Source organism: Simplicispira lacusdiani, from assembly GCF_003604195.1.
Taxonomy (GTDB): Bacteria; Pseudomonadota; Gammaproteobacteria; order Burkholderiales; family Burkholderiaceae_C; genus Simplicispira; species Simplicispira lacusdiani.
In genome coordinates, this window is sequence record NZ_QXGR01000005.1 from 62,799 (window position 1) to 86,693 (window position 23,895).

Below are 23,895 nucleotides of genomic sequence, written 5' to 3' on the forward strand. Positions count from 1 at the left end.
CCAGGGATGCGGCATCGACCGTCAGAAGCCGCCGGGCGCACCGTCGTCCCTGCCACTTCATGCCCGTCGACCGCTCCGAAACCCGTTCCCCGGACCTCCAACCATTGCAGGGCCTCAGCGCTGCCGATGCCCAGCGGCGCCTGGCCTCCGACGGCCCCAACCTGCTGCCCGGGAATACACCCAAGTCCACGGTGGCCATCGTGCGGGACGTCGTCACCGAGCCGATGTTCCTGATGCTGCTGGCCGCAGGCGGCATTTACCTGGCCCTGGGCGACCGGGGCGAAGCCCTGTTCCTGCTGGGCTTCGTCTTCGTGGTGATAGGCATCACGCTGGCGCAGGAGCGCAAGACACAGCGCGCGCTCGAGTCCCTGCGCGATCTTTCGGCGCCGCGTGCGCTCGTCATCCGCGACGGCCAGGAACAACGCATCGCCGGGCGCGACGTGGTGTGTGGCGACCTGCTGGTGCTGCACGAGGGCGACCGTATCGCCGCGGATGCCGTGCTGATCGACGGCCAGCTCGAAGTGGATGAATCCCTGCTCACGGGCGAGGCCGTGCCGGTGGCCAAGCTGGCCGCAGCAACCCATGCCGCGACAGACCCTCTTCCGGCACCAGGCGGCGACGGGACCTCGGGTTTGTTCGCCAGCACGGTGGTCACGCGGGGTGTGGGGGTGGCACGCGTGTGCGCCACTGGCGCCCAGACGGCCACGGGGCGCATTGGCGCCGACCTGGCAGCCACCGTCGAACCGCCTTCGGCACTGCAGCAGGGCTCGCGCCGCCTAGTGCGAGCCCTCGGCATCGGCGCGCTCCTGCTGGCGCTGGCCCAGGTGCTGCTGGGCTGGTGGTGGAACGGCAAGCCCCTCCTGGAGAGCCTTCTCGCCGGTATCGCCCTGGCCATGGCCATCCTGCCCGAGGAAATCCCGGTCATCCTCACGGTGTTCCTGGCGCTGGGAGCCTGGCGCATCGCCCATCAGAAGGTGCTGGCACGGCGCGTGTCGGCCGTGGAGGCGCTGGGCGCCATCACCGTGCTCGCGGTGGACAAGACGGGAACGCTCACGGTCAACCGGATGGCCGTGGCCGAGCTGGCCACGCCCGGGCAGCGCTTCTGCCCCGAAGGCGCCCACCATTTGCCGGAGGACTTTCACCTGCTGACCGAATTCGCCATGCTGGCGACGCCGGGCGATCCATTCGATCCGATGGAAAAGGCCATTCAGCATTTTGGTCACCAGTGGCTGCAAGGCACCGAACATGTGCATGACGGCCGCGAGCCGGAGTTCGAATACGCGCTGTCAGGCCAGATCCTGGCCATGACGCGTGTGTTCGCCAGCGACGACCCCAGCGTGCACCTGCTCGCCGCCAAGGGCGCCCCCGAGGCGGTGGCCGATCTGTGCCACCTCGATGCCCTGCGACTGGACGCCATCCGCCGCCAGGTCGATGCCATGGCCGAGCGAGGCCTGCGGGTCCTGGGCGTGGCCAGGGGGCGCTGGCGGGGCGAGCCCTCGGCGCCCGCACAGCCCCCGCCCTGGCCGCAAAGCCAGCACGACTTTGATTTCGAATTCCTGGGCCTGGTGGCGCTGGCCGATCCGCCGCGCCCCGAAGTGCCGGCCGCCCTGGCCGAGTGCCGGCGCGCCGGCGTGCGCGTGATCATGATGACCGGCGACCACCCGGCCACAGCCCGCGCCATCGCCGGGCAGGTGGGCCTGTCCGGTCGCCCCGAGGTGCTCACCGGCCCGGAACTGGAGGCACTGGACGATGCCTCCTTGACCGCGCGCCTGCGCGACGTGGATCTGTGCGCACGCCTCAAACCCGAGCACAAGCTGCGCCTGGTGCAGGCACTGCGCGCCAGCGGCGAGGTGGTGGCCATGACAGGCGACGGCGTGAACGACGCCCCGGCACTCAAGGCCGCCGATGTGGGCATCGCCATGGGTGAGCGCGGCACCGACGTGGCGCGCGAGGCGGCCGCGCTGGTGCTGCTGGACGACAGTTTCGCGCGCATTGTGTCAGCGATCCGCCAGGGCCGGCGCATCGACAGCAATCTCCGCAAGGCCATACGGTTCACCTTTGCGGTTCACATCCCGATCATCGCGCTGGTGCTCGGGCCCACGCTGCTGAAATGGCCCGCCCTGCTGATGCCGGTGCACATCGTGCTGCTGCAGTTGCTGATCGATCCCACCTGCGCCATCGTGCTGGAGTCCGAGCCCGAGCCCGCCGACGCCATGGAACGCCCGCCCCGCCCGGTCTCGGACTCGCCCTTCACCGCCCGGGCCCTGCTGCCACCGGTGCTGCAGGGCCTGGGCATGGCCGGCCTCCTGCTGGCGGGACAGGCCTGGCTCATGGCCGGAGGCGCAAGCGATGCCCAGGCCCGCGCCGTTGTCTTCTGCTCACTGGTGCTCGGGGTGATGCTGCTGATTCTGGCCAACCGCGATCCATCCCGCCCGGCGCTGCGGGGTGCGGCCGCTCCGACCCCCTGGCTGGCACGCATCAGCGCCGCCATGGCGCTGCTATTGGCCGCCGTCCTGGGCATCCCCTCGCTGCGTGAACTGATGGGCCTGGCTTTGCCAGGCACGCAAGGGCTGGCGGCAGGCGTCGGCCTGGTGGTGCTGTGCCTGGCATGGCTAGAGCTGGTACGGCGGGTGGGCCAGCGCCTGTAATACTGCCGTCGTTCGCATTGCAGCTCCCCCAATACCGGGCCTGCATTGCTATTAATTGGCTAGCACGCAGCGCTTATCCAGAAAGCGCTGCGTGCCAATTTCCTATCGAATCACGGTGGCCGTTCAAGGGAAGGTGAAGTTCTGGCTCGCACTGGCACCAGCCGCCAGCGTGGGCAGCACGGCCTGCTTCTCGGCGAAGCCCGTCAGGCTGGCGCGCAGCAGGTACTTGCCCGCCGACGCGGCATCGGCCGTGAACACCAGGGGCGCGGGCGCCGGCACATAGGCCGCCACGAGCGGAGCGGCCACGGGCAGCGTGAAGGCATAGGCACCGGTGGTGGCATCCACGAACTGGCCGCCCACCTCCACCGACACGCCGGCCGTCAGCGGCTGCAGGGCACGCACCAGGGTGTCAACCGGTGCCGTGCCCGACACGGTCGCCGTGGCCGATGCCGGCAAGGTGATCGGCGAGGCGGCCGCGCCAATGGGCGTCACCGTCTCGGCCGCGACTGGCACGCCCGTGACCACGGCCGTGGTGCGGCCCGGGGCCGTCATCACCAGCGTGTAGTTGCCGGGCTCCACCGGCTGCAGCAGGAAGCGGCCCGCCGCGTCGGGCACCGTGGCCTTGACGACCGTGCCGTTGAACTGCAGCGACACCTGCGCGCCCACCAGGGCCGCATCCATCTGGCCCTGCACGCCCGAGATGAAGCGCGGAATGACCGTCACCACCGGCTTGAGCAGGTACTGCCCGGAATTGCCCGCCCGCACCACCGACTTGCAGGCGTCGAAGTCCAGCACGAAGTCGGCCATCTTGTTCTCGGCGATGTCGATGTTGATGTTGGTCTTGACACCCGACTGCTGGCCGCTGGGCGTCTTGAGCGCCACCTCGGCACCGCCCGTGGGCACCACGGCATTGGCCGTCGGCTGGCTATTGCTGTTGTCGGCCAGGACCAGGCGCATCTGGGTGTATTTGCCCGTGGGCAGGGGCGTCTGGCCCAGCTCCATGAGCACGCCGTTGGTCAGGCCCAGCAGGTCCACGCGGCGGGCCGGGTTCAGCACGATTTCCGACCAGCCGCCGTCGTTGTCGCCAGCGCTGCCGCTCTGGTGCACACGCACCTTCTCGATGGTCACGTAGACTGCGTCGTAGCCACAGCTCGGAGCATCGGTCAGCGCCAGGCGCAGGGTGCCACTACCGCTGGCGGTACCATCGCCTCCGCCGCCGCAGGCCGCCAACCCGGCCAGCAGGACCGCGCCCAGGGCAAATTTCGCGTTGCGCAAGAATGTCATTTGCATCCCCTTGAAATGTGAATTTTTCACATGCGAGCTTAAAAAGCATCGCCCGGCGCCGCTGTAGGACAAAGCCTTTGGCAGCGCGGCAGTTGTAACGCAATGCGTGTCTTCAGGCCATGGCGGCAGCGGCCACCACCCCGCCGGACTCCTGCAGCAGGCGCGTGAGCTGCGCATCGGGCACGGGGCGCGACAGCAGATAGCCCTGGAACTCGTCGCAGCCCTGGAAGCGCAGGAAGTCGAACTGCGCCTGGTTCTCCACGCCCTCGGCCACCACCGTCTTGCGCAGGCTCTTGCCCAGCGACACGGCGGCGCGCGCGATCATGGCCACGTCTTCCTCGCACTCGATGCCGGTGACCAGCATGCGGTCGAGCTTGATGGTGTCTAGCGGGAAACGGCGCAGGTAGCTCAGCGACGAATAGCCCGTGCCGAAGTCGTCCATGGCCAGGGTCACCCCCAGGGCCTTGAAGTCGCTCAGCAGCGCCACGGTGCGCTCGCTGTCGCCCAGGAACACCGACTCGGTGATCTCCAGCTCCACCTGCGCGGGCGGCAGTTCGGCCTCGCGCAGCAGGCCCGCCACATGGGCCACGATGCCGTCATTGAGGAACAGCTGCGCTGACAGGTTCACGGCCATACGCAGCGGCACCTCGCGCCCCTGGTTCCACCGCCGCGCCGCCGCGAAGGCATTGCGCAGGACGGTGGTGGTGAGCGGCAGGATGAGCCCGGTTTCCTCGGCGATCGCGATGAAGCGGTCGGGCGCCACGGGGCCGAGTTCGGGGTGGGTCCAGCGCGCCAGCGCCTCCACGCCCACGATGCGGCGGCGGTGGTCCACCTTGGGCTGGTAATGCACCTCCAGCCCGCCCTGCTCCAGCGCGTCGCGCAGGGCGGCCTCCAGGCTCAGGCGCTCGTCGGCCTGGCGGTTGAGCTCGCGCGTGAAGAACTGGAAGTTGTTGCGCCCCCGGTCCTTGGCGGCGTACATGGCCACGTCGGCGTGCTTGAGCAGCTGCTGCGCGTCGTCGCCGTCGCCCGGGTACATGGCCACGCCCAGGCTGGCGCCCACATGGAACTCGCGCCCGCCAAGCACGATGGGCCGGCCGATGTCCTGCAGCACGCGCTCCAACAAGGAGATCACGCTGCCCATCCGGTAGTGGTCGTTGACCAGCAAGACGAACTCGTCGCCGCCCAGGCGGGCCACGGTGTCGGAGCTGCGCAGGCAGCCGGTGAGGCGCGTGGCGATGACCTTGAGCAGCTCATCGCCGGCCGCGTGGCCCAGGCTGTCGTTGATGTACTTGAAGTTGTCCAGGTCGATGAACACCAGCGCCAGGAAGTAGCCCAGGCGCTGCGCCCGCGCGATGCCCTGGGCGATGCGGTCGCCCAGCAGCACGCGGTTGGGCAGGCCGGTGAGCAGGTCGTGGTTGGCCTGGCGTTCGAGCTGGGCCTGGTAGCGGCGCCGCTCGGTGATGTCCTGCACCGTGCCCTCGTAGCACAGGAATTCGCCCTGGGAGCCGCGCACGATGTGGGCGTTCTCCGAGATCCAGATGCGCGTGCCGTCGCGCCGGAAGACCTCCGACTCGAAGTTGAGCACCTGGCCCTGCGCCTTCATGAGGCGGTGGAAGACCTCGCGGCGCCCGGCCTGGACATACAGCCGGTGCTCGATGTCGGACAGATCGGCCATCAGCTCCTGCGGCGTGGCATAGCCGTAGATGCGCGCCAGCGCCGGGTTGGCGGCCAGGTACTGGCCTTCGCGCGTGGTCTGGAAAATGCCCTCGCTGGCGTGCTCGAAGATGTGGCGGTAGCGCAGTTCGGCGTGTTCCAGCGCCTCCAGCGTCGCCTGGCGCTGCGTGACATCCTCGATGAAGCCCTCGATCACCCGCTCGCCGCGCTCGTCGCGCACGGCCACGCCGCGCTCGACCACGCGCCGCGTCTGGCCGCCGCGCGCGGTGATGCGGTACTGCACCGCGAAGCGCTGTCCGGCATCCACGGCCTCCTGCACCGCCGCGCGCACGCGGGCGCGGTCGTCGGGATGGGTGACTTCCTCCCACGAGATGACCGCGTTGCCGCGCAGCTCGTCAGGGGCGTAGCCGGTCAGGGCCAGGCAGCCCTGGCTAACGAACACCATGGTCCAGTGGCAATCGTGGCGGCAGCGGTAGGCCATGCCCTCCAGGTTGTTCACCAGCGTGTCGAGCACGCGCGCGCGGTCCACGGCCCGGGGGGAGGAAAGGCTGCCATGGCGCTGGCGCAGGGTGGAGTACGGCACGGGCGGGAGGAAGTGTCGGAATGCCCCCTCGTTGCAATGTCCATGCCTGGCCGGGCCGCGCGCCTGCGGGCCGGCCTTGCACCGCTCTGGTGCACCGGGCGCTCAGGCCGGGGAGCCCCAGCGCCCCATGCGGTGCGCGAGTTCCACGGCGGAATTCACCTGCAGCTTCTCGAAGATGTTGGCCCGGTGGAACTCGACCGTGCGCGGGGTGATGCCCAGGTGGTCTGCGATGTTCTTGTTGTAGTGCCCCTGCAGGAGCTGGTCGAGCACCTCGCGCTCGCGCATGCTCAGCGCCGCAAGCGCCTGCTGGAACCGCTGGCGCTCGGGGGCTTCGCGCTGCATGGCCAGGGCGGCCTGGCGCGCGGCCTCCACGCGGTCCACCAGCAGGTTGTTCTGGAAGGGTTTTTCCAGGAAATCCCAGGCGCCGTTCTTCACCGCCTTAACGGCCATGTCCACATCGCCGTGGCCGGTGAGGAACAGCACCGGCCACGGCCAACCCAGGCCCTTGAGCCGCTCGAACGTGGCCAGGCCCGACAGCGGCTCCATGCGGATGTCCAGCAGCAGCACGCAGCAGTCCCAGGTGGGGCTGCCCGGGCCGAGGGACGCCAGGAAGGCCTCGCCGCCGGCCCAGCCCTGGGTCGCCAGGCCGCGCGAATCAAGCAGCCAGGCCAGGCCTTCGCGAAAGTCGGTGTCGTCGTCGACGAGGTGGATGGTGGGGGTCATGGGTTGCGCGGCAGCCAGATCGTAAATTGTGCACCGTGCAAATCGGCGCTGCGCTCGACCTCGATGCGGCCATGGTGCGCCTCGACGATGGAGCGGCAGATCGACAGGCCCATGCCCATGCCGCCGCTCTTGCGGCTGAAGAAGGCGTCGAAGATGCCCTGGCGCAGTTCCGGATCGACGCCGGGGCCGCTGTCTTCCACGCGCAGGCCCGCCATGCCCTCGGCCTGCACGAGGCTGACGCGCACCGTGGGCCGCGCCGCCCCGCCCTGGGCGGCCCATTCGCCGGCATTGAGCAGCAGGTTGTGCAGCGCATGTTCGAGCAGCAGGCCGTCGGCCGGTACGGTGCAGGTGCCCTCGGGCCAGCGCCATTCCAGCGCCACGCCCTCGGGCAGCGCCACATGGCCGGCCACGCGCAGGGCGAAAGCGCGCAGCTCCAGCGGCTGGCGCGTCATTTCCTGCCGGCGCGCGAAAGCGTTGACGCGCTGGATCACGCGGCCGGCCTTGTCGGCCAGGCGCTCCATGCGCTCGACCACGGGCGCGACTTCCTCCAGCGTGATGCGCCCTTCGCGCACGCGGTTGAGCAAGCCGTTGGCGAAGCTGCTGAGCGCGCCCAGCGGCTGGTTCAGCTCGTGCGCCAGGGTGGACGCCACCTCGCCAACGGCGATCAGGCGCCCTGAGGCCTCCAGGATCTCCTGCTGGCGCGCCTCGCGGCGCTCCATGCGCTTGCGCTCGGTGATGTCGAGCACCGAGCCCATCCAGCCGATCACGGAGCCGTCGGCCAGCGTCAGGGGCGCGCCGTGCAGCAGGGCGTCGAGCAGGTGGCCGCCGCTGTGGCGCAACTGCACCTCCACGCCCACCTGCTGCTCCGGCGGCAGGGCCATGTGCTGCCGCAGCAGCGCCAGCTCATCGCCCTGCCCGGCCGGCCAGTACGGCAGGGGCGCCGGCGCGCCCAGCAGGTCGCGCGGCGCTAGGCCCAGCATCGCGCAGAACGCCTGGTTGACATAGAGCAGACGGCCGTTGAGGTCCCAGGCCCGCAGGCCCAGCGCGACCGAGCGCTCCATGGCCGTGCGCAAGGCGATCTGGGTCTGCAGCCGCGATTCGGCGCGCTGGCGCCGCCGCGCGTCGCGCCACAGGAAGTACACCGCCACGAGCATGCCGGCCAGGCACGCCAGGGCCACGCCGAAGAACAGGCGCGGTGCCAGCGCGGGCGCGCTGTCCAGGGGTACCACGCGCAGCGTGAGCGCGGCGCCGGGGAGCTGGACCGGCACGGCAAAGGCGTGCGGCGCCGCCGCGCCGACGGGCGCCTCGTCGTCCACGGACACCGCATGGTCCGCCAGGAACCAGGACGGAATGACCTCCTGCAGCGCCCGCTCCAACCGGATGGCGGCCACCTGGTCGCCCAGGAAGCGCCCCTGCTCGAACAACGGCACGGCGAGCCACAGCAGGCGCTCCTGCGCTCCGCCGGCCAGCGGCAGCGGCCCGGCATAAGCGGCCCGCTGCAGGCCCCGGGTGGTCTCCAGCATGGTGGCGAACACCAGGGCGTTGTCCGGGTCCGGCCCGGCGCCGTCCAGGAAGGCCGCCGTGCCGGCCGCCGGCGAGCCCGCTGCCAGCCAGCCGTGGTGCGCCACCACGCCCGCGCCGCGCCACAACTGCCCGGCATGCAGCGGCGCGGAAGCGGCGCCGGGTGGGCGCCGCGCGAGCACGCCCAGATCGGCTTCGAGCCGGCGGAAATGGAAGCGCAGGGTCTGGTCCAGCCACTGGGCGTCGGCGTTGCGCTGGCGGTTCTCCTCGTCCACCTCGACCGTGCGCAGGAACAGCGCGAGCGCCGCGATCGCCACGGCCACCACGGCCAGCAGGCCCGCCAGCCAGACCATGGCGCGGCGGTTCAGCGCCGACGACTGCCCGGTGTCCAGCTCAAGCAAGGCGAAGTCGATGGAAGGCGCGGGCATCATGGGGCAGGCTTTTCAGTAGCATACCGAACATGCGCGGCATCGGACCCTCCCCCTGGAAACGGCTGGCGCGGCGTTGCCGTGCCGTGGGCCTGGGCGCGTGCTGGCTGCTGGCGGGCCTGGCGGGCGCGGCCCCGGCGCCCATGCTGGTGCGTTTTTCGCATGTGGTCGCGCCCGACACCCCCAAGGGCCTGATGGTCGAGCGCTTCCAGGCGCTGGTGGCGCAGCGCTCGGGCGGGCGCATCCGCGTGGCGGTGTACCCCGACTCGCAGCTCTACGGCGACCAGGACGAGATCGAGGCCCTGCAGCTCGGGGCCGTGGAGATGCTGGCGCCCTCGCTGTCCAAGTTCAGTGCCATGGGGGTCGGAGGGTTCGAGGTGTTCGACCTGCCCTTCCTGTTCCAGGACCTGGGCCAGGTGCGCTGCGTGACGCGGGGCGCGATCGGACGGCAGCTGCTGGAAGACCTGTCGCGCCACCGCATGGTGGGGCTGGGCTTTCTCGACAACGGATTCAAGCAGATGAGCGCGGCCAAGCCCCTGCGCGAACCGGGGGATTTCAAGGGCCTGCGCCTGCGCATCCAAGCCTCGCGCGTGGTGGCAGCGCAAATGCGCGCTCTGGGCGCGCACCCGGTGGTGCTGCCCTTTGGCGAGACACAGCGCGCCCTGGCCTCCGGAGTGGTGGACGGCACGGAAAACCCTCTCTCCAACTTCCTGAGCCAGGGGCTGGCGCCAGTGCAGGCCGCCGTGACGCTGACCGACCACGGCTACCTGGGCTACGCCGTGGTGGCGAACCCGCGCTTCTGGGCGCACCTGGCTGCGCCGGACCGCCTGCTGCTGCAGCAGGCGCTGGCCGAGGCGCTGGAGCACGGCAACCGCCAGTCGGCCGACCTCAACGCCCAGGCCCTGGCGGCGCTGCGGCAGATGCCCCAGGTGCGCGTGCATGCGCTGACACCGCCGCAACGCGACGCCCTGCGCCAGGCCATGCAACCGGTGTACGCCGACTTCCAGCGCCGCAACGGCGCCCCGCTGCTGCGGCGCATCCAGGACGAGTGCGCGCCCTGAGAGCCTCTTCCTACAGGCTCCGTGGTACGGCTTTGAAAAGACCATAAGACCTTGAAAACAAAAGGCTTTTGGCGGAATTAGGGTTAACCCGACTGTTGAACGCCACAGTTGGCGAGCGGCGGACGGGTCCGTATTCTTCGCAACCGCCCCGCAACGGGGATGCTGAGTGGCCGGCCCGCCCCCCTGGGCGCCGCGGCCACGGTTTCCACCCCACCCTTTAGAGACCTTCGCCATGTCACAGGCATCCGAGCGCAAGCCGCTGTACAAGTCCCTTTACGTCCAGGTGCTGTTCGCCGTCACCGTGGGCGTGCTGCTGGGCCATTTCCAACCCGACCTGGGCGCCCAGATGAAGCCGCTGGGCGATGGCTTCATCAAGCTGATCAAGATGATCATCGCCCCGATCATCTTCTGTACGGTGGTGGTGGGCATCGCCGGCATGGAAGACATGAAGAAGGTGGGCAAGACCGGCGGCCTGGCGCTGCTGTACTTCGAGATCGTCTCCACCCTGGCGCTCATCATCGGCCTGGTCGTGGTCAACGTGTTGCAACCCGGCGCGGGCATGCACATCGACCCCGCCTCGCTCGATACCAAGAGCATCGCGGCCTACACGGCGCCCGGCAAGATGCAGGGTACGGTGGACTTCCTGCTCAGCGTGATTCCCAGCTCGGTGGTGGACGCCTTCGCCAAGGGCGAGATCCTGCAGGTGCTGCTGTTCTCGGTGCTGTTCGGCTTCGCCCTGCACAAGTTCGGCGGACGCGGCACCATGGTGTTCGACTTCATCGAGAAGTTCTCGCACGTGCTGTTCGACATCGTCGGCATCATCATGAAGGTCGCTCCGATCGGTGCCTTCGGCGCCATGGCCTTCACCATCGGCAAATACGGTGTCAGCTCGCTGTTCTCGCTGGGCAAGCTCATGGGCGCGTTCTACCTGACCTGCCTGGTGTTCGTGTTCATCGTGCTGGGCATCATCAGCCGCCTGCATGGCTTCAGCATCTTCAAGTTCGTGCGCTACATCAAGGAAGAGCTGCTGATCGTGCTGGGCACCTCCTCGTCCGAATCGGTGCTGCCGCGCATGATGGAAAAGCTCGAAGTCCTGGGCGCGCGCAAGTCGGTGGTCGGCCTGGTGATTCCGACCGGCTACTCGTTCAACCTCGACGGCACCTCGATCTACCTCACCATGGCGGCCGTCTTCATCGCCCAGGCCACCGACACCCCCATGACGCTGACCCAGCAGCTCACGCTGCTGGCCGTGCTGCTGCTGACCTCCAAGGGCGCGGCCGGCATCACGGGCAGCGGCTTCATCGTGCTGGCGGCCACGCTGTCGGCGGTGGGCGGCATTCCGGTGGCGGGCCTGGCGCTGATCCTGGGCATCGACCGCTTCATGTCCGAAGCCCGCGCGCTGACCAACCTGGTGGGCAACGGCGTGGCCACGCTGGTGGTGGCCAAGTGGACCGGCGACCTCGACATGCAGCGCCTGCACGATGGCCTGGACCACCCCGCGCCGCAGGAAGCGGACGAGCCCGAAGCCATCCTGGACCTGCACGAGGACCACATGGCCGTCTCCAAATCGGCGGCCTGAGCGTCGCCCTGCCGACCCGCCGGGCTTGCGCCCGGCCGGGTCAGCCTGCGGCGGCCACCAGCCGCTGGGTATAGGGGTGCCGCGGCGCATCGAGCACCTGGGCCACGCTGCCGCCCTCCAGCACCTCGCCGTCCTTCATCACCAGCACCTCGTGCGCCATGGCGCGGATCACATCCACGTCGTGCGTGATGAGCAGGTAGCTCAATCCCTTGTCCTTCTGCAAGCGCTGTAGCAAGCCCAGCACCTGCTGCTGGATGGTGACGTCGAGCGCGCTGGTGGGCTCGTCGAGCACCAGCACGCGCGGTTGCACGATGAGCGCGCGCGCCACCGCCAGGCGCTGGCGCTGGCCACCCGAGAATTCATGCGGATAGCGCGCCAGCAGGCCGGGGAACTGGCTCTCGGTCAGGCCCACCTCGGCCAGCGCGGCCTCCACCCGGGCACGGCGCTGTGCAACATCCAGCGCGGGCTCGTGCACCTTGAGACCCTCGCCCACGATCTCCTCCACGGTGAGGCGCGGCGAGAGCGAGGAGAACGGATCCTGGAACACCACCTGCACCTGGCGGCGCAGCCGCTGGTTGGCCGGTGTGTTGCGCGTGGCGGGCTGCTGCCAGCCCTGCCCGGCCACCGCCAGATCGCCGCCATGCGGCAGCAGGCCCAGGATGGCCTGCGCCAGCGTGGACTTGCCCGAGCCCGATTCGCCCACCACGCCCAGCGTGCGGCCCGGCGGCAACTGCAGCGCGGCGCCCTGCACGGCGACGAACTCCCCCTTTTGGAACCAGCCCCGGAAGCCGGGCAGCGGCGTGGGATAGACCACGCGCAGGTTCTGCGCCCGCACCACGGGGGCCGTGCCTTCGGGCAATGCGTCCTCCACCACATCGCGCCGGGGCTGGCTGGCGATGAGGCGCTGGGTGTAAGGGTGCTGCGGCGCGCGGAAGACTTCATTCACACGCCCCTGCTCCACCAGCACGCCCTGCTCCATCACGGCCACGCGGTCGGCGAAGCGGCGCACCAGGTTCAGGTCGTGCGTGATGAGCAGCACGGCCATGCCGCTGCTGCGTTGCAGTTCGGAGAGCAGGTCGAGGATCTGGCCGCGTAGCGTGACGTCGAGCGCCGTCGTCGGCTCGTCGGCCAGCAGCAGCGCGGGCTCGCTGGCCAGGGCCATGGCGATCATGGCGCGCTGGCGCTGGCCGCCGCTGAGCTGGTGCGGGAAGCTGTTGGCACGCCGTTCGGGCTCGGGGATGCCGGTTTTTGCTAGCAATTCAATAGCTACTTGCGCAGACTGGGCGGGCGTCAGGGCCTTTTTTAGCTCCAAAACCTCGGCAATCTGCTGGCCGATGGTCATGAGCGGGTTGAGCGCTGTCATGGGTTCCTGGAACACCATGGCGATCTCGCCACCGCGCACGCCGCGCATCTCGCGCTCCGATAAAGAGAGCAGGTCACGCCCGCGCAGCAAGGCCTGGCCGCTGATCTGCGCCTCACCCGCCAGGCGCAGCAGGCTGAGCGCCGTGATGGTCTTGCCCGAGCCGGACTCACCCACCAGCGCCAGCTTCTCTCCCGGCGCGATGTCGAAGCCCACGCCGCGCACCACCTCCTTGGCGCCGAAGCGCACGGACAAGTCGCGAACTTGCAACAATGGATTCATGGCTTCGCCGCTCATCGGTCGGCCTTTCGGGGGTCGAGCGCATCGCGCAGCGCGTCGCCCATGAAGGTCAGCAGCAGCAGCGTGACCACCAGCACGCCGAAGGTGGACAGCGAGATCCACCAGGCATCGATGCTGTTCTTGCCCTGCGAAAGCAGCTCGCCCAGGCTCGGCGTGCCCGGCGGCACGCCCAGGCCCAGGAAGTCGAGCGAGGTCAGCGCCAGGATGGCCGCGCTCATGCGGAACGGCAAGAAGGTCACCACGGGCGTGAGGCTGTTGGGCAGGATGTGGCGCCAGATGATCTGCGCGTTGCCCACGCCCAACGCGCGCGCGGCCTTCACGTAGTCAAGCTGGCGGTTGCGCAGAAATTCAGCGCGCACGTAGTCGCTCAGCCCCATCCAGCCGAACAGGCTCAGCAGAATCAGCAGCAGCGAAATGCTGGGCGCGAACACCGCGCTGAAGATGATGAGCAGGTACAGCTCGGGCATGGAGCCCCAGATCTCGATGAAGCGCTGGAAGGCCAGGTCCGTCTTGCCGCCAAAGAAACCCTGGATAGCGCCCGTGAGCACCCCCAGCGCCACGCCCGTCACGGTGAGCGCCAGCGCGAACAGCACGCTCACGCGGAAGCCGTAGATGAGCTGCGCCAGCAGGTCGCGTCCTCTGTCATCGGTGCCCAGCCAGTTGTCCCGCGTGGGTGCAGACGGATTGGGCGCCTTGGCGAAGTAGTTGAGCGTGTTCGGGCCGTAGGGGTTGAGGGTGTAGAGCGCCCAGTTGGCGCCGCTGGTGATGCGTTCGCGGATGAAGGGGTCGAGGTAGTCGGTGGGCGTCTCGAAATCGCCGCCAAAGGTCTTCTCGGGGTAGTCCTTGAGCATGGGGAAGTAGGTCTGCCCTTCGTAGCGCACGATGAGCGGCCTATCGTTGCTGACCAGCTCGGCGCACAGACTGACGAGCACCAGCGCGCAAAAGATCAGCAGGCTCCAGTAGCCCAGGCGGTTGCGTTTGAAACGCAGCCAGGCGCGGCGGGAGGGGGACAGTGATGCGGGCACGGCGGCCGCAGAAGCAGGAGATGCGCTGAAAACCATGGCCTGCTGCTTATCCGGCATCGTGCTGCAAGAGTGCCTTGCTGTACTGCAGGAACTCATCGAGGTGCTTTTCGATGATGGCGACGGTGATGGGCAGTTGCAGGCTCTGGTAGTCGTGCACCGCGATGTTGCGGAAGCCCACCATGCGCTGCAGGCCTTCGGCCAGGCCCGGCTCGATGCGGCCGGCCCGGGCCAGCAGGGCAAAAACATCGCGCGCGCTTTGCGGAACGCCCAGGCGGTCGCGCCGGATCAGGTGCTGCCCCATGTCCAGCGCGGCTTCGCAGGCACGTTGGATGTTCAGAATGGCGGCGTCCTGGCGGCTGAAGTTGGTGGCGAAGCTGGCCGGATCGCTGAAATATTCTTCCCGCGCGCGCAGCACGCAACGTTCGATCGTGGCGGCCTTGTTGATCAGCACGTCATCCACCATACACAGTCCCTCGCTCTCGAATATCGGTCAGCAGGCCCGCACGCGCCGTGTCCAGGTCGGTTTTCTCGCTCAGGATGGCGCTCTCGAACAACGCGGCCTGCACATCCCTGGCCCACCAGCGCTCGCCTTGGGTAATGACCTGGTACTGCATCACCGTGGACGCGGCGCGCAAATCCAGCAGATCGACGGCGCGGCCCGCGATGTCCGCCAGTTCACCGGAGAGCTGCCACAGCAGCGTGACGTCGGCATAGCCGGGCACCAGCACGGCCATGTCCAGGTCGCTGTCCGGTCCTGCCGTGCCCTGCACCTGGCTGCCAAAGCCATACACCGCCAGCAGGCCTGGCAGCCGCGCCTGCAGCATGCGCACCGTTCGCTCGATCACTTCGGAGGTCACATGCATGCGCGTCCTTCAATCAAACTTCACGCGCGGGTCCACCCACACGTAGCACAGGTCGCTGATGAGCTTGGTCACCAGCCCGATCAGCGTGAACAGGTACAGCGTGCCCAGCACCACGGGGTAGTCGCGCCGGATCACGCTCTCGTAGCTCAGCAGGCCCAGGCCGTCGAGCGAAAACAGCGTCTCGATCAGCAGCGAGCCCGCGAAGAACGCGCCAATGAACGCTGCCGGAAAGCCGGTGATGATGGGAATCAGCGCATTGCGGAACACATGCTTCCAGAGCACCTGGCGCTCGGAGAGCCCCTTGGCGCGCGCCGTCAGCACGTACTGCTTGCGGATTTCCTCCAGAAAGGCGTTCTTGGTCAGCATGGCGGTGACGGCAAAGCTCCCCAGCACCATGGCGGTGATGGGCAACGTGATGTGCCACAGGTAGTCCACGATGCGCGCCCCCCAGGACAGCTCGTCCCAGTTCGACGAGGTCAGCCCGCGCAGCGGGAACCACTGCAACTGCCCGCCGAAGATGACCAGCAGCGCCACGCCGAGCACGAAGCCCGGAATCGCATAGCCCACCAGGATGAGCAGCGTGGTCACCAGGTCGAAGCGCGAGCCCGCGCGCACCGCCTTGGCCACGCCCAGCGGCACGGCCACCAGGTAGCTGATGAAGAAGGTCCACAGGCCCAGGCTGATGGAGACGGGGAGTTTCTCTTTCACCAGCGTCCACACGTCCTTGTTCTGGAAGAAGCTCTTGCCCAGGTCGAAGTGCGCGAACTGCCCCAGCATCTGCAGGAAACGCTCGTGCGCGGGCTTGTCGAAGCCGTAGAGCGCCTTGATCTGTTCCAGGCGCTTGGGATCCACGCCCTGCGCGCCCCGGTAGCTCAGGCCACCGCCCTCGGCACCACCACCCACCCCGGCGCCCGCCTTGGCCTCGGCCATGTACTGCTCGACCGGGCCGCCCGGCACGAACTGGATCACGACGAAAGTCAGCAGCAGCACGCCCAGCAAGGTGGGCAGCATGAGCAGGATGCGCTTGAGGATGTAGGCCAGCATCTACGATCAACCCTTGTTCTCGATAGCGGTGGTGGCGGCCGCAGCGCCGGGCCGCCCCAAGCAAGGCCAGCCCCCTCGGGGGGCAGCGACCCGTGCAACGGTGGAGCGTGGGGGCCACATTACCGGGCCCACCAGGTGTCGATGGCCCAGCCCTCGCCGCTCGAATACGGTGGCAGGGCCTCGGGGCGCGCCAGGCGCCAGGCGTTGTAGGCCATGCGGTGGGTACCGGCGGTCCACTGCGGAATGAGGTAGTGGCTGTGGGCGATGACGCGCTCCAGGGCATGGCAGGCGGGCAGGAGTTGCGCCTCGGTCTTGGCCGCGGTCATGGCCGCGATCAGCGCATCGACACCGGGGTTCTTCACGCCCGCGAAATTGCCCGAATCCTCGGTGTCGGCGGCCTTGCTGCCGAACAGGTCGGCATATTCCTGGCCAGGGTTGTGCGTTCCCTGGAAGGCCATGGAGGTGATGTCGAAGTCAAACTTCTGCAGGCGCTGCTGGTAGAGCGCGAAATCCACCGCCCGGAAACGTAGCGTGATGCCCAGCTTTTCCAGGCTGCGCATCCAAGGCGTGACCACGCGCACGCCGCCCTCGTTGCTGTCCATGTATTCGAGCACCATGGCTTCGCCGCGCGCATTGCGCAGCGCACCGCCCTGCACCTCCCAGCCAGCCTCTTTCAGCAATTGCTGCGCGCGGCGCAGATTGGCGCGCAGCGACGAATCGCCGTCGGTGCGCGGCGGCACCGTCATGGGGCCGAAGGCAGCGGCGGGAAGGTGCTGGCGCCAGGGCTCCATCAGGGCCAGCTCCTGCGGCGTGGGCGTGCCGCGTGTTTCGCAGGCGGTGTTGCCGAAGAGGCCGTTGACGCGCTGGTAGGCGCCGTAGAACATCTGGCGGTTCATCCACTCGTAGTCCAGCGCGAGGCCCAGGGCCTCGCGCACACGCACGTCCTGCAGGAACGGCCGGCGCGTGTTGAGCACATAGCTCTGGAAACCCGAGGGCAGCTTGTGCGCGAATTCGCCCTTGACCAGTTCGCCCGTGTCGAACTTGCGGCCATTGACGCGGCGCGCCCAGTCGCCCGCGCTAAAAAAACGCATCAGGTCGAATTCGCCCGCCTTGAGCGCTTCGAGCCGCGCCGTGGCGTCTTTGTAGATCTTGACGGTGATGCGGTCGAAGTTGGCCGTGCCCTTGCGCACGTTCAAGTCCTTGGCCCAATAGTTGGGGTCGCGCACGTAGGTAATGTCCTTGCCGAAGCGGACCGGGCCAATCTTGTAGGGGCCGCTGCCGATGGGAAAGTCCATCACCACCTGGTCGAAGGGCTTGGCCTTGCCGTTCTCCACGCCCCAGTCGCGGCTGAACACCGGCAGGCCGCCCACGGTGAGCGGCAGCTCGCGGTTGGGCTTGTGGAAGCGGTAGCGCACCGTGCGCTCGCCCAGCACATCCACACCGGCCACGTCGATCAGCAGCGTCTTGTACGCAGGCGAGGTGTGCGGGCCCACCAGGGTGTCGTAGCTGTGCTTCACGTCTGCGGCCAGCACGGGTTTGCCGTGGTGGAAGCGCGCCTCGGGCCGCAGGCGGAACGTGGCCGAGAGGCCATCCTGCGCCACCTGCACGTCCTCGGCCAGCAGGCCGTAGCCCGTGGCCGTCTCGTCGAGCGAGCCCACGAGCAACGCGTCGAACATCAGCGAGGACAGATACGCCGGTGCGTTGCCCTTGATGGTGAACGGGTTGTATTTGTCGAAAGTGGAGGTGCGCAGGTTGCTCACCAGCCGCAGCTCGCCGCCCTTGGGCGCCTGCGGGTTCACATACGCAAAATGCGCGAAACCGGCCGGGTAGCGCGGCTCGCCCCACAGCGCATAGGCATGGGCCGCCCAGGCCGGGGCGGCGCACATCGTCAGCAGAAAAGTCAGCCAAAACCGCATGCGACAATTCTGCACTACGCTGGCGGCGCACCAGGGCAGGCTGCGGGTATTTCCCCCCGCCACCGCGCCGCCATTTCCCCGCATTCCCCAGGAGAACAACAATGGGTTTTCTGACCGGCAAGAAGCTGCTCATCACGGGCGTCCTGTCCAACCGCTCCATCGCCTACGGCATCGCCAAGGCCTGCCACGCGCAAGGCGCCGAGCTGGCGTTCAGCTACGTGGGTGAGCGCTTCAAGGACCGCATCACTGAGTTCGCCGCCGATTTCAACTCGACGCTGGTGTTCGACTGTGATGTGGGCGACGACGCCCAGATCGAGGCCATGTTCAAGGGCCTGGGCGAAGCCTGGGGCACCTTTGACGGCTTCGTGCACAGCATCGGCTTCGCGCCGCGCGAGGCGATTGCCGGCAACTTCCTCGACGGCCTGTCGCGCGAGAACTTCCGCATCGCCCACGACATCAGCGCCTACAGCTTCCCGGCGATGGCCAAGGCGGCCCTGCCCTACCTGAACGACAAGTCCTCGCTGCTGACGCTGTCGTACCTGGGCGCGCTGCGCTCCATCCCCAACTACAACACCATGGGCCTGGCCAAGGCCAGCCTGGAGGCCAGTGTGCGCTACCTGGCCGAGGCCGTGGGCCGCACCCAGGACGGCCGCGCCATCCGCGCCAACGGCATCAGCGCCGGCCCCATCAAGACGCTGGCCGCCAGCGGCATCAAGGACTTCGGCAAGCTGCTCTCGCGCGTGGCCGACGCCTCGCCCCTGCGCCGCAACGTGACCATCGAGGACGTGGGCAACGTGGCGGCCTTCCTGCTGTCCGACCTGGCCTCGGGCGTGACCGCCGAGATCACCTACGTGGACGGCGGCTTCAGCCAGACGGCGGGCCTTTCCGCCGACCAGGTCTGACGCACAGGACTTTAGGCAAAAATGGCCTCCAGCGCTTATCCATCAAGCGCTGGCAGCTATATTCTTCATAGCATCATTGACCGCAGGGCCTGCCTGGCCCTGCTGGCGCTGACCGCCCTGCCCGCCCCGGCCCTGGCGGCGGACGCCCCGGCGCTGCTGCTGGCCCAGGTGTACCGCCCCGGTCTGCCGCTGCAGGACTACTGGGTGAGCGAAAAATACGACGGTGTGCGCGGCTACTGGGACGGCCGCACCCTGCGCACGCGCGGCGGCGCCACCGTGGCGGCCCCGGCCTGGTTCACTGCTGGCTGGCCCGAGACACCGATGGACGGCGAGCTGTGGGCCGGGCGCGGGCGCTTCGGCCACGCCCAGTCCACCACCCGGCAGCAACAACCCGACGACGACGCCTGGCGGCCCATGCGCTTCAAGGTGTTCGACCTGCCCGCGCACGAAGGCCCCTTTGACGAGCGCCTACCCGCCCTGCAGGCCCTGGTGGCGCGCCTGGGTCTGCCCTGGGTGCAGGCCGTGCCGCAGCGGCGCGTGGCCACGGAGGCAGCCTTGCAGGCCCTGCTGCGGCGCACGGTGCGTGCGGGCGGCGAGGGGCTCATGCTGCACCGGGGCGCCTCGCTGTACCGCGCAGGGCGCAGCGACGACCTGCTCAAGCTCAAGGAACACGAGGACGCCGAGGCGCGCGTGCTGGCCCACCTGCCCGGCAAGGGCCGGCACGCGGGCCGCATGGGCGCCCTGTGGGTGGAGATGCCCACGGGCCAGCGCTTCCGGCTGGGCGCGGGCTTCAGCGACGCTGACCGCGACCACCCACCGCCCGTGGGCGCCTGGGTCACCTACCGCTTCCGCGGCACGCACGACGGCGGGCTGCCGCGCTTTGCCAGCTACCTGCGGGTGCGTGAAGACATGCCGCCTCTGAGCCGATAGCTACAACTTTCATAGCTACTCGCGCTTTCAGGACGGGCGTTTCAGCCCCTTTTGATACAAAAAAGGCAGGCATCCCGCCGGAATGCCTGTCTTGGCGCGAAAGCCCGCCGTGTGCGTCAGACGTTGCGCCCGTAGGGGCCGTCGTCACCCACCTGAACCATGTTCTCCGCCGTGGTCAGCGGCTTGGGGTTCTTGCGGGTGGATTTGCCCTCGGCCACGCAGTCGGCGTAGTAGCGCACCTGGCCGTTTTCGTCCTCCACCTCGACCAGGCCGTGGATGTCGGTCTCGAAGCCGGGGCACAGCTTGGCGAACTCGCGCGCGAACTTGAGGTAGTCCACGATCTTCTTGTTGAAGACTTCGCCAGGAATCAGCAGCGGAATGCCGGGCGGGTACGGCGTGACCAGGCCCACGGTGATGCGACCTTCGAGGTGGTCGATCTCCACGCGCTCGGTCTGGCGGTGGGCGATGTGCGCGTAGGCGTCGCTGGGCTTCATCGCGGGCGTCAGGTCCGAGAGGTACATCTCGGTCGTCAGGCGGGCGATGTCGTATTTGGCGTACATCTCGTGCACATGCTGGCACAGGTCGCGCAGGCCCATGCGCTCGTAGCGCTTGTGCTGCTGGCAGAACTCGGGAAGGATGCGCCACATGGGCTGGTTCTTCTCGTAGTCGTCCTTGAACTGCTGCAAGGCAGTGAGCAGCGTGTTCCAGCGGCCCTTGGTGATGCCGATGGTGAACATGATGAAGAAGCTGTAGAGGCCCGTCTTCTCGACCACCACGCCGTGCTCGGCCAGGTACTTGGTGACGATGGACGCGGGAATCCCGGTCTTGTCGAACTTGCCGTCCAGGTTCAGGCCGGGCGTGACGATGGTGGACTTGATCGGGTCCAGCATGTTGAAGCCGTCGGCCAGCTGGCCGAAGCCGTGCCACTTGCTGCCGTTCTTGCGGCCCTTGCCATCACTGCGGATGATCCAGTCCTCGGCCCGGCCCAGGCCTTCGTCCACGAGCTTGTCCGGGCCCCAGACCTTGAACCACCAGTCGTTCTTGCCGAAGTCTTCCTCCACCTGGCGCATGGCGCGGCGGAAGTCCAGCGCTTCGAGCAGGCTCTCCTCCACCAGCGCGGTGCCGCCGGGTGGCTCCATCATCGCGGCGGCCACGTCGCAGCTGGCGATGATGCTGTACTGCGGCGAGGTCGAGGTGTGCATCAGATACGCCTCGTTGAACAGGTGGTGGTCCAGCTTGGTGGTCTGCGAGTCCTGCACCAACACGTGGCTGGCCTGGCTGATACCCGCCAGCAGCTTGTGGATGGACTGCGTGGCGTACACCACCGAATGGCGGGGCCGCGCGCGCTTCTTGCCCATGGCATGGTAGGTGCCGTAGAACGGGTGGAAGGCCGCGTGCGGCAACCAGGCTTCGTCGAAGTGCAGGTTGTCCACGTAGCCGTCCAGCAAGCCCTTGATGGTTTCGGTGTTGTAGAGCACGCCGTCGTAGGTGGACTGCGTGATGGTCAGGATGCGCGGCTTGACCTTCTTGGCGTCCACGCCCTTGAGCAGCGGATTGGCCTTGATCTTGGCCTGGATGGCCGCGGGCTCGAATTCGCTCTGCGGGATCGGGCCGATGATGCCGAAATGGTTGCGCGTGGGCTTGAGGAACACCGGGATGGCCCCGGTCATGATGATGGAGTGCAGGATGGACTTGTGGCAGTTGCGGTCCACCACCACGACGTCGCCCGGCGCCACCGCGTGGTGCCACACCATCTTGTTCGAGGTGCTGGTGCCATTGGTGACGAAATAGCAGTGGTCGGCGTTGAAGATGCGCGCGGCATTGCGCTCGCTCTCGCCGATAGCGCCGTTGTGGTCCAGCAGCTGGCCCAGCTCTTCCACGGCGTTGCACACGTCGGCGCGCAGCATGTTCTCGCCATAGAACTGGTGGTACATCTGGCCCACCGGGCTCTTGAGGAAGGCCACGCCGCCCGAGTGGCCGGGGCAGTGCCACGAATACGAGCCATCTTCCGCATAGTCGAGCAGCGCCTTGAAGAATGGCGGCTGCACGCCTTCGAGATAGCTCTTGGCCTCGCGGATGATGTGGCGCGCCACGAATTCGGGCGTGTCCTCGAACATGTGGATGAAGCCGTGCAGCTCGCGCAGGATGTCGTTGGGCAGGTGGCGGCTGGTCTTGGTTTCGCCATGCACGTAGATGGGCACATCGGCGTTCTTGCGGCGCACTTCCTCGATGAAGGTGCGCAGGCTCAGCACGGCGGGGTCTAGGTCCGGGCCGGGCGAGAACTCCTCGTCGTCGATCGACAGGATGAAGGCGCTGGCACGGCTTTGCTGCTGCGCGAACTGGCTCAGGTCGCCATAGCTGGTGACCCCCAGGACCTCGAAGCCCTCGGCCTCGATGGCCTGCGCCAACGCGCGGATGCCCAGCCCCGAGGTGTTCTCGGAACGGTAGTCCTCGTCGATGATGATGATGGGAAAACGAAACTTCATGCGCAGCCTCCGTGCTACCGTGCCCTGCCCGGCCAAAAAACGAAACAGGCGCGAAGTGTAAGGAATAACCTTGACGTACCTTTGATCTGCCAGTTTTTTGACCCAGAATGTGGCGAACTAAATACAAACCCTTGTGGAGGTTGCTATGGAGGAATCCACCATCTGGTGGCTGATGGCGGGCATCGCGGTGGCGGTGGAACTGATGACCGGCACGTTCTACCTGCTGATGCTGGCTCTGGGCCTGGCGGCTGCGGCCATTGCAGCCCACCTGGGACTGTCCATGCCCCTGCAGATCGTCACGGCCGCCCTCGTCGGGGGCGGTGCGGTGGTGGTCTGGCACTACCTGCGCCGCAAGCGCCCTGGCGATCCCTCCGCCCGCGCCGACCGCAGCGTGAACCTGGATGTGGGGGAAACCGTGCAGATCGACGGCTGGAACCCCGATGGCACCACCACCGTGAAATACCGCGGCGCCACCTGGACGGCCATCCATCGCCCCGGCATCACGCCCTCCACCGGCCTGCACCGGGTGTCCGAGCTGGTGGGCAACCGCCTGCTGGTCGACCCCCTCTGAATTCCTGCCCACTTTTCTAGAAAGGCTTCCCATGGAAATCGCCATCGTCCTCTTCGTCATCGCGGTGATCTTCATCGCGCGCTCGGTCAAGGTCGTGCCACAACAGAATGCCTGGGTCAAGGAACGCCTGGGCAAATACGCCGGCACACTCACGCCGGGCTTGAACTTCCTGGTGCCGTTCGTCGACCGCGTGGCCTACAAGCACAGCCTCAAGGAAATCCCGCTCGACGTGCCCAGCCAGATCTGCATCACGCGCGACAACACGCAGTTGCAGGTGGACGGCATCCTGTACTTCCAGGTGACGGACCCGATGCGCGCCAGCTACGGCTCCAGCAACTACATCATGGCCGTGACGCAGCTGGCGCAAACCTCGCTGCGCAGCGTGATCGGCAAGCTCGAACTCGACAAGACCTTCGAGGAGCGCGACATCATCAATGCCCAAGTGGTCCAGGCCATCGATGAAGCGGCGCTCAACTGGGGGGTGAAGGTGCTGCGCTATGAGATCAAGGACCTGACCCCCCCGAAGGAAATCCTGCACGCCATGCAGGCCCAGATCACCGCCGAACGCGAGAAGCGCGCCCTGATCGCCGCGTCCGAAGGCCGCCGCCAGGAACAGATCAACATCGCCACCGGCGAGCGCGAAGCCTTCATCGCCCGCTCCGAGGGCGAAAAACAGGCCGTCATCAACAACGCCATCGGCGAGGCTGAATCCATCCGCGCCGTGGCCCTGGCCACGGCCGAGGCCATCGAGCGCGTGGCCGCCGCCATCCGCCAACCTGGCGGCGAACAGGCAGTGCAACTCAAGGTCGCGGAACGTGCGGTGGACGCCTACGGCAAAGTGGCATCGGATGCCACCACCACGCTCATCGTGCCGAGCAATATGACGGAGGTGTCGGCGCTGATCGGCTCGGCGATGAAAATGGTCCAAACCTCGCAAAAGGCAGGCTGACGACAGCAGGAATGCAGACATTTTTTAGGTCCCAATCCCTGCATCCAT

General features: G+C 67.8%; 18 protein-coding genes. 7 read left to right on the plus strand and 11 right to left on the minus strand.

Annotated elements, in window-relative coordinates:
• Positions 1-59 precede the first annotated feature (59 nt).
• A complete protein-coding gene (locus D8S75_RS08160) occupies positions 60-2,648 on the plus strand; it encodes a cation-translocating P-type ATPase (RefSeq protein ID WP_119965743.1) in 2,589 nt (862 codons plus the stop codon).
• Between the two features lie 123 nt (positions 2,649-2,771).
• On the opposite strand, the gene D8S75_RS08165 is transcribed toward D8S75_RS08160, so the two are convergent.
• From D8S75_RS08165 to D8S75_RS08180, 4 genes are all read right to left on the minus strand, one after another.
• Positions 2,772-3,938, minus strand: coding sequence for a DUF4382 domain-containing protein (locus D8S75_RS08165; RefSeq protein WP_370807488.1), 1,167 nt, complete (start codon positions 3,936-3,938; stop codon positions 2,772-2,774).
• A 106-nt stretch (positions 3,939-4,044) separates the two neighbouring features.
• Positions 4,045-6,189: a putative bifunctional diguanylate cyclase/phosphodiesterase gene (locus tag D8S75_RS08170; RefSeq protein WP_232828979.1), complete on the minus strand. Its 2,145-nt coding sequence runs from the start codon at positions 6,187-6,189 to the stop codon at positions 4,045-4,047.
• 102 nt (positions 6,190-6,291) lie between these two features.
• Positions 6,292-6,912 carry a response regulator transcription factor gene (locus tag D8S75_RS08175; protein ID WP_119965746.1) on the minus strand — a complete coding sequence of 207 codons (621 nt, stop codon included), beginning with the start codon at positions 6,910-6,912 and terminating at the stop codon, positions 6,292-6,294.
• Complete coding sequence (locus D8S75_RS08180; RefSeq protein WP_119965748.1) at positions 6,909-8,864, minus strand: ATP-binding protein; 1,956 nt, start codon at positions 8,862-8,864, stop codon at positions 6,909-6,911. The genes D8S75_RS08175 and D8S75_RS08180 overlap by 4 nt, the downstream gene beginning before the upstream one ends.
• 29 nt (positions 8,865-8,893) lie before the next feature.
• Between D8S75_RS08180 and D8S75_RS08185 the strand changes: the two genes are divergently transcribed.
• Both D8S75_RS08185 and D8S75_RS08190 read left to right on the plus strand, forming a co-directional pair.
• The gene (locus tag D8S75_RS08185; protein ID WP_119965750.1) at positions 8,894-9,922 is read left to right on the plus strand and encodes a DctP family TRAP transporter solute-binding subunit; all 1,029 of its coding nucleotides are present in this window, start codon (positions 8,894-8,896) and stop codon (positions 9,920-9,922) included.
• Positions 9,923-10,154: 232 nt separating this feature from the next.
• Positions 10,155-11,501 carry a dicarboxylate/amino acid:cation symporter gene (locus D8S75_RS08190; RefSeq protein ID WP_119965752.1) on the plus strand — a complete coding sequence of 449 codons (1,347 nt, stop codon included), beginning with the start codon at positions 10,155-10,157 and terminating at the stop codon, positions 11,499-11,501.
• Between the two features lie 40 nt (positions 11,502-11,541).
• On the opposite strand, the gene D8S75_RS08195 is transcribed toward D8S75_RS08190, so the two are convergent.
• From D8S75_RS08195 to D8S75_RS08220, 6 genes are all read right to left on the minus strand, one after another.
• A complete protein-coding gene (locus D8S75_RS08195; protein WP_119965753.1) occupies positions 11,542-13,158 on the minus strand; it encodes an ABC transporter ATP-binding protein in 1,617 nt (538 codons plus the stop codon).
• Positions 13,155-14,222, minus strand: coding sequence for an ABC transporter permease (locus tag D8S75_RS08200; RefSeq protein ID WP_119966102.1), 1,068 nt, complete (start codon positions 14,220-14,222; stop codon positions 13,155-13,157). Before D8S75_RS08200 ends, D8S75_RS08195 begins: the two co-directional genes overlap by 4 nt.
• 10 nt (positions 14,223-14,232) lie before the next feature.
• On the minus strand, positions 14,233-14,649 hold the full coding sequence (gene hepT, locus D8S75_RS08205) for a type VII toxin-antitoxin system HepT family RNase toxin (RefSeq protein WP_119965755.1): 417 nt from the start codon (positions 14,647-14,649) through the stop codon (positions 14,233-14,235).
• On the minus strand, positions 14,639-15,049 hold the full coding sequence (gene mntA, locus D8S75_RS08210; RefSeq protein ID WP_119965756.1) for a type VII toxin-antitoxin system MntA family adenylyltransferase antitoxin: 411 nt from the start codon (positions 15,047-15,049) through the stop codon (positions 14,639-14,641). The genes hepT and mntA overlap by 11 nt, the downstream gene beginning before the upstream one ends.
• A 9-nt stretch (positions 15,050-15,058) precedes the next feature.
• A complete protein-coding gene (locus D8S75_RS08215; RefSeq protein ID WP_119965758.1) occupies positions 15,059-16,093 on the minus strand; it encodes a microcin C ABC transporter permease YejB in 1,035 nt (344 codons plus the stop codon).
• A 119-nt stretch (positions 16,094-16,212) separates the two neighbouring features.
• Positions 16,213-18,009: an extracellular solute-binding protein gene (locus D8S75_RS08220; protein ID WP_119965760.1), complete on the minus strand. Its 1,797-nt coding sequence runs from the start codon at positions 18,007-18,009 to the stop codon at positions 16,213-16,215.
• Between the two features lie 101 nt (positions 18,010-18,110).
• Here D8S75_RS08220 and fabI point away from each other — a divergent pair, with 101 nt between their 5' ends.
• Both fabI and D8S75_RS08230 read left to right on the plus strand, forming a co-directional pair.
• Complete coding sequence (gene fabI / locus D8S75_RS08225) at positions 18,111-18,911, plus strand: enoyl-ACP reductase FabI (protein WP_119965762.1); 801 nt, start codon at positions 18,111-18,113, stop codon at positions 18,909-18,911.
• 21 nt (positions 18,912-18,932) lie between these two features.
• Positions 18,933-19,841, plus strand: a complete 909-nt coding sequence (locus D8S75_RS08230; RefSeq protein WP_198673168.1) for a DNA ligase — start codon at positions 18,933-18,935, stop codon at positions 19,839-19,841.
• 116 nt (positions 19,842-19,957) lie between these two features.
• Here D8S75_RS08230 and D8S75_RS08235 read toward each other — a convergent pair whose 3' ends face one another.
• Positions 19,958-22,327: an Orn/Lys/Arg family decarboxylase gene (locus tag D8S75_RS08235; RefSeq protein WP_119965764.1), complete on the minus strand. Its 2,370-nt coding sequence runs from the start codon at positions 22,325-22,327 to the stop codon at positions 19,958-19,960.
• Between the two features lie 145 nt (positions 22,328-22,472).
• On the opposite strand from D8S75_RS08235, the gene D8S75_RS08240 reads away from it, so the two are divergent.
• Both D8S75_RS08240 and D8S75_RS08245 read left to right on the plus strand, forming a co-directional pair.
• Positions 22,473-22,898 carry an NfeD family protein gene (locus D8S75_RS08240; protein ID WP_119965765.1) on the plus strand — a complete coding sequence of 142 codons (426 nt, stop codon included), beginning with the start codon at positions 22,473-22,475 and terminating at the stop codon, positions 22,896-22,898.
• A 31-nt stretch (positions 22,899-22,929) separates the two neighbouring features.
• Entirely contained in the window at positions 22,930-23,847 is a 918-nt protein-coding gene (locus D8S75_RS08245) for an SPFH domain-containing protein (protein WP_119965766.1), read from the plus strand.
• The last annotated feature ends 48 nt before the right edge of the window (positions 23,848-23,895 follow it).

Coding starts and splice junctions, on each gene's coding strand:
- D8S75_RS08160 (WP_119965743.1), top strand. CDS start 60: ATGCCCGTCGACCGCTCCGAAACCCGTTCCCCGGACCTCCAACCATTG.
- D8S75_RS08165 (WP_370807488.1), bottom strand. CDS start 3,938: ATGCAAATGACATTCTTGCGCAACGCGAAATTTGCCCTGGGCGCGGTC.
- D8S75_RS08175 (WP_119965746.1), bottom strand. CDS start 6,912: ATGACCCCCACCATCCACCTCGTCGACGACGACACCGACTTTCGCGAA.
- D8S75_RS08180 (WP_119965748.1), bottom strand. CDS start 8,864: ATGATGCCCGCGCCTTCCATCGACTTCGCCTTGCTTGAGCTGGACACC.
- D8S75_RS08185 (WP_119965750.1), top strand. CDS start 8,894: ATGCGCGGCATCGGACCCTCCCCCTGGAAACGGCTGGCGCGGCGTTGC.
- D8S75_RS08190 (WP_119965752.1), top strand. CDS start 10,155: ATGTCACAGGCATCCGAGCGCAAGCCGCTGTACAAGTCCCTTTACGTC.
- D8S75_RS08195 (WP_119965753.1), bottom strand. CDS start 13,158: ATGAGCGGCGAAGCCATGAATCCATTGTTGCAAGTTCGCGACTTGTCC.
- D8S75_RS08200 (WP_119966102.1), bottom strand. CDS start 14,222: ATGGTTTTCAGCGCATCTCCTGCTTCTGCGGCCGCCGTGCCCGCATCA.
- hepT (WP_119965755.1), bottom strand. CDS start 14,649: ATGGTGGATGACGTGCTGATCAACAAGGCCGCCACGATCGAACGTTGC.
- mntA (WP_119965756.1), bottom strand. CDS start 15,049: ATGCATGTGACCTCCGAAGTGATCGAGCGAACGGTGCGCATGCTGCAG.
- D8S75_RS08215 (WP_119965758.1), bottom strand. CDS start 16,093: ATGCTGGCCTACATCCTCAAGCGCATCCTGCTCATGCTGCCCACCTTG.
- D8S75_RS08220 (WP_119965760.1), bottom strand. CDS start 18,009: ATGCGGTTTTGGCTGACTTTTCTGCTGACGATGTGCGCCGCCCCGGCC.
- fabI (WP_119965762.1), top strand. CDS start 18,111: ATGGGTTTTCTGACCGGCAAGAAGCTGCTCATCACGGGCGTCCTGTCC.
- D8S75_RS08230 (WP_198673168.1), top strand. CDS start 18,933: ATGGCCTCCAGCGCTTATCCATCAAGCGCTGGCAGCTATATTCTTCAT.
- D8S75_RS08235 (WP_119965764.1), bottom strand. CDS start 22,327: ATGAAGTTTCGTTTTCCCATCATCATCATCGACGAGGACTACCGTTCC.
- D8S75_RS08240 (WP_119965765.1), top strand. CDS start 22,473: ATGGAGGAATCCACCATCTGGTGGCTGATGGCGGGCATCGCGGTGGCG.
- D8S75_RS08245 (WP_119965766.1), top strand. CDS start 22,930: ATGGAAATCGCCATCGTCCTCTTCGTCATCGCGGTGATCTTCATCGCG.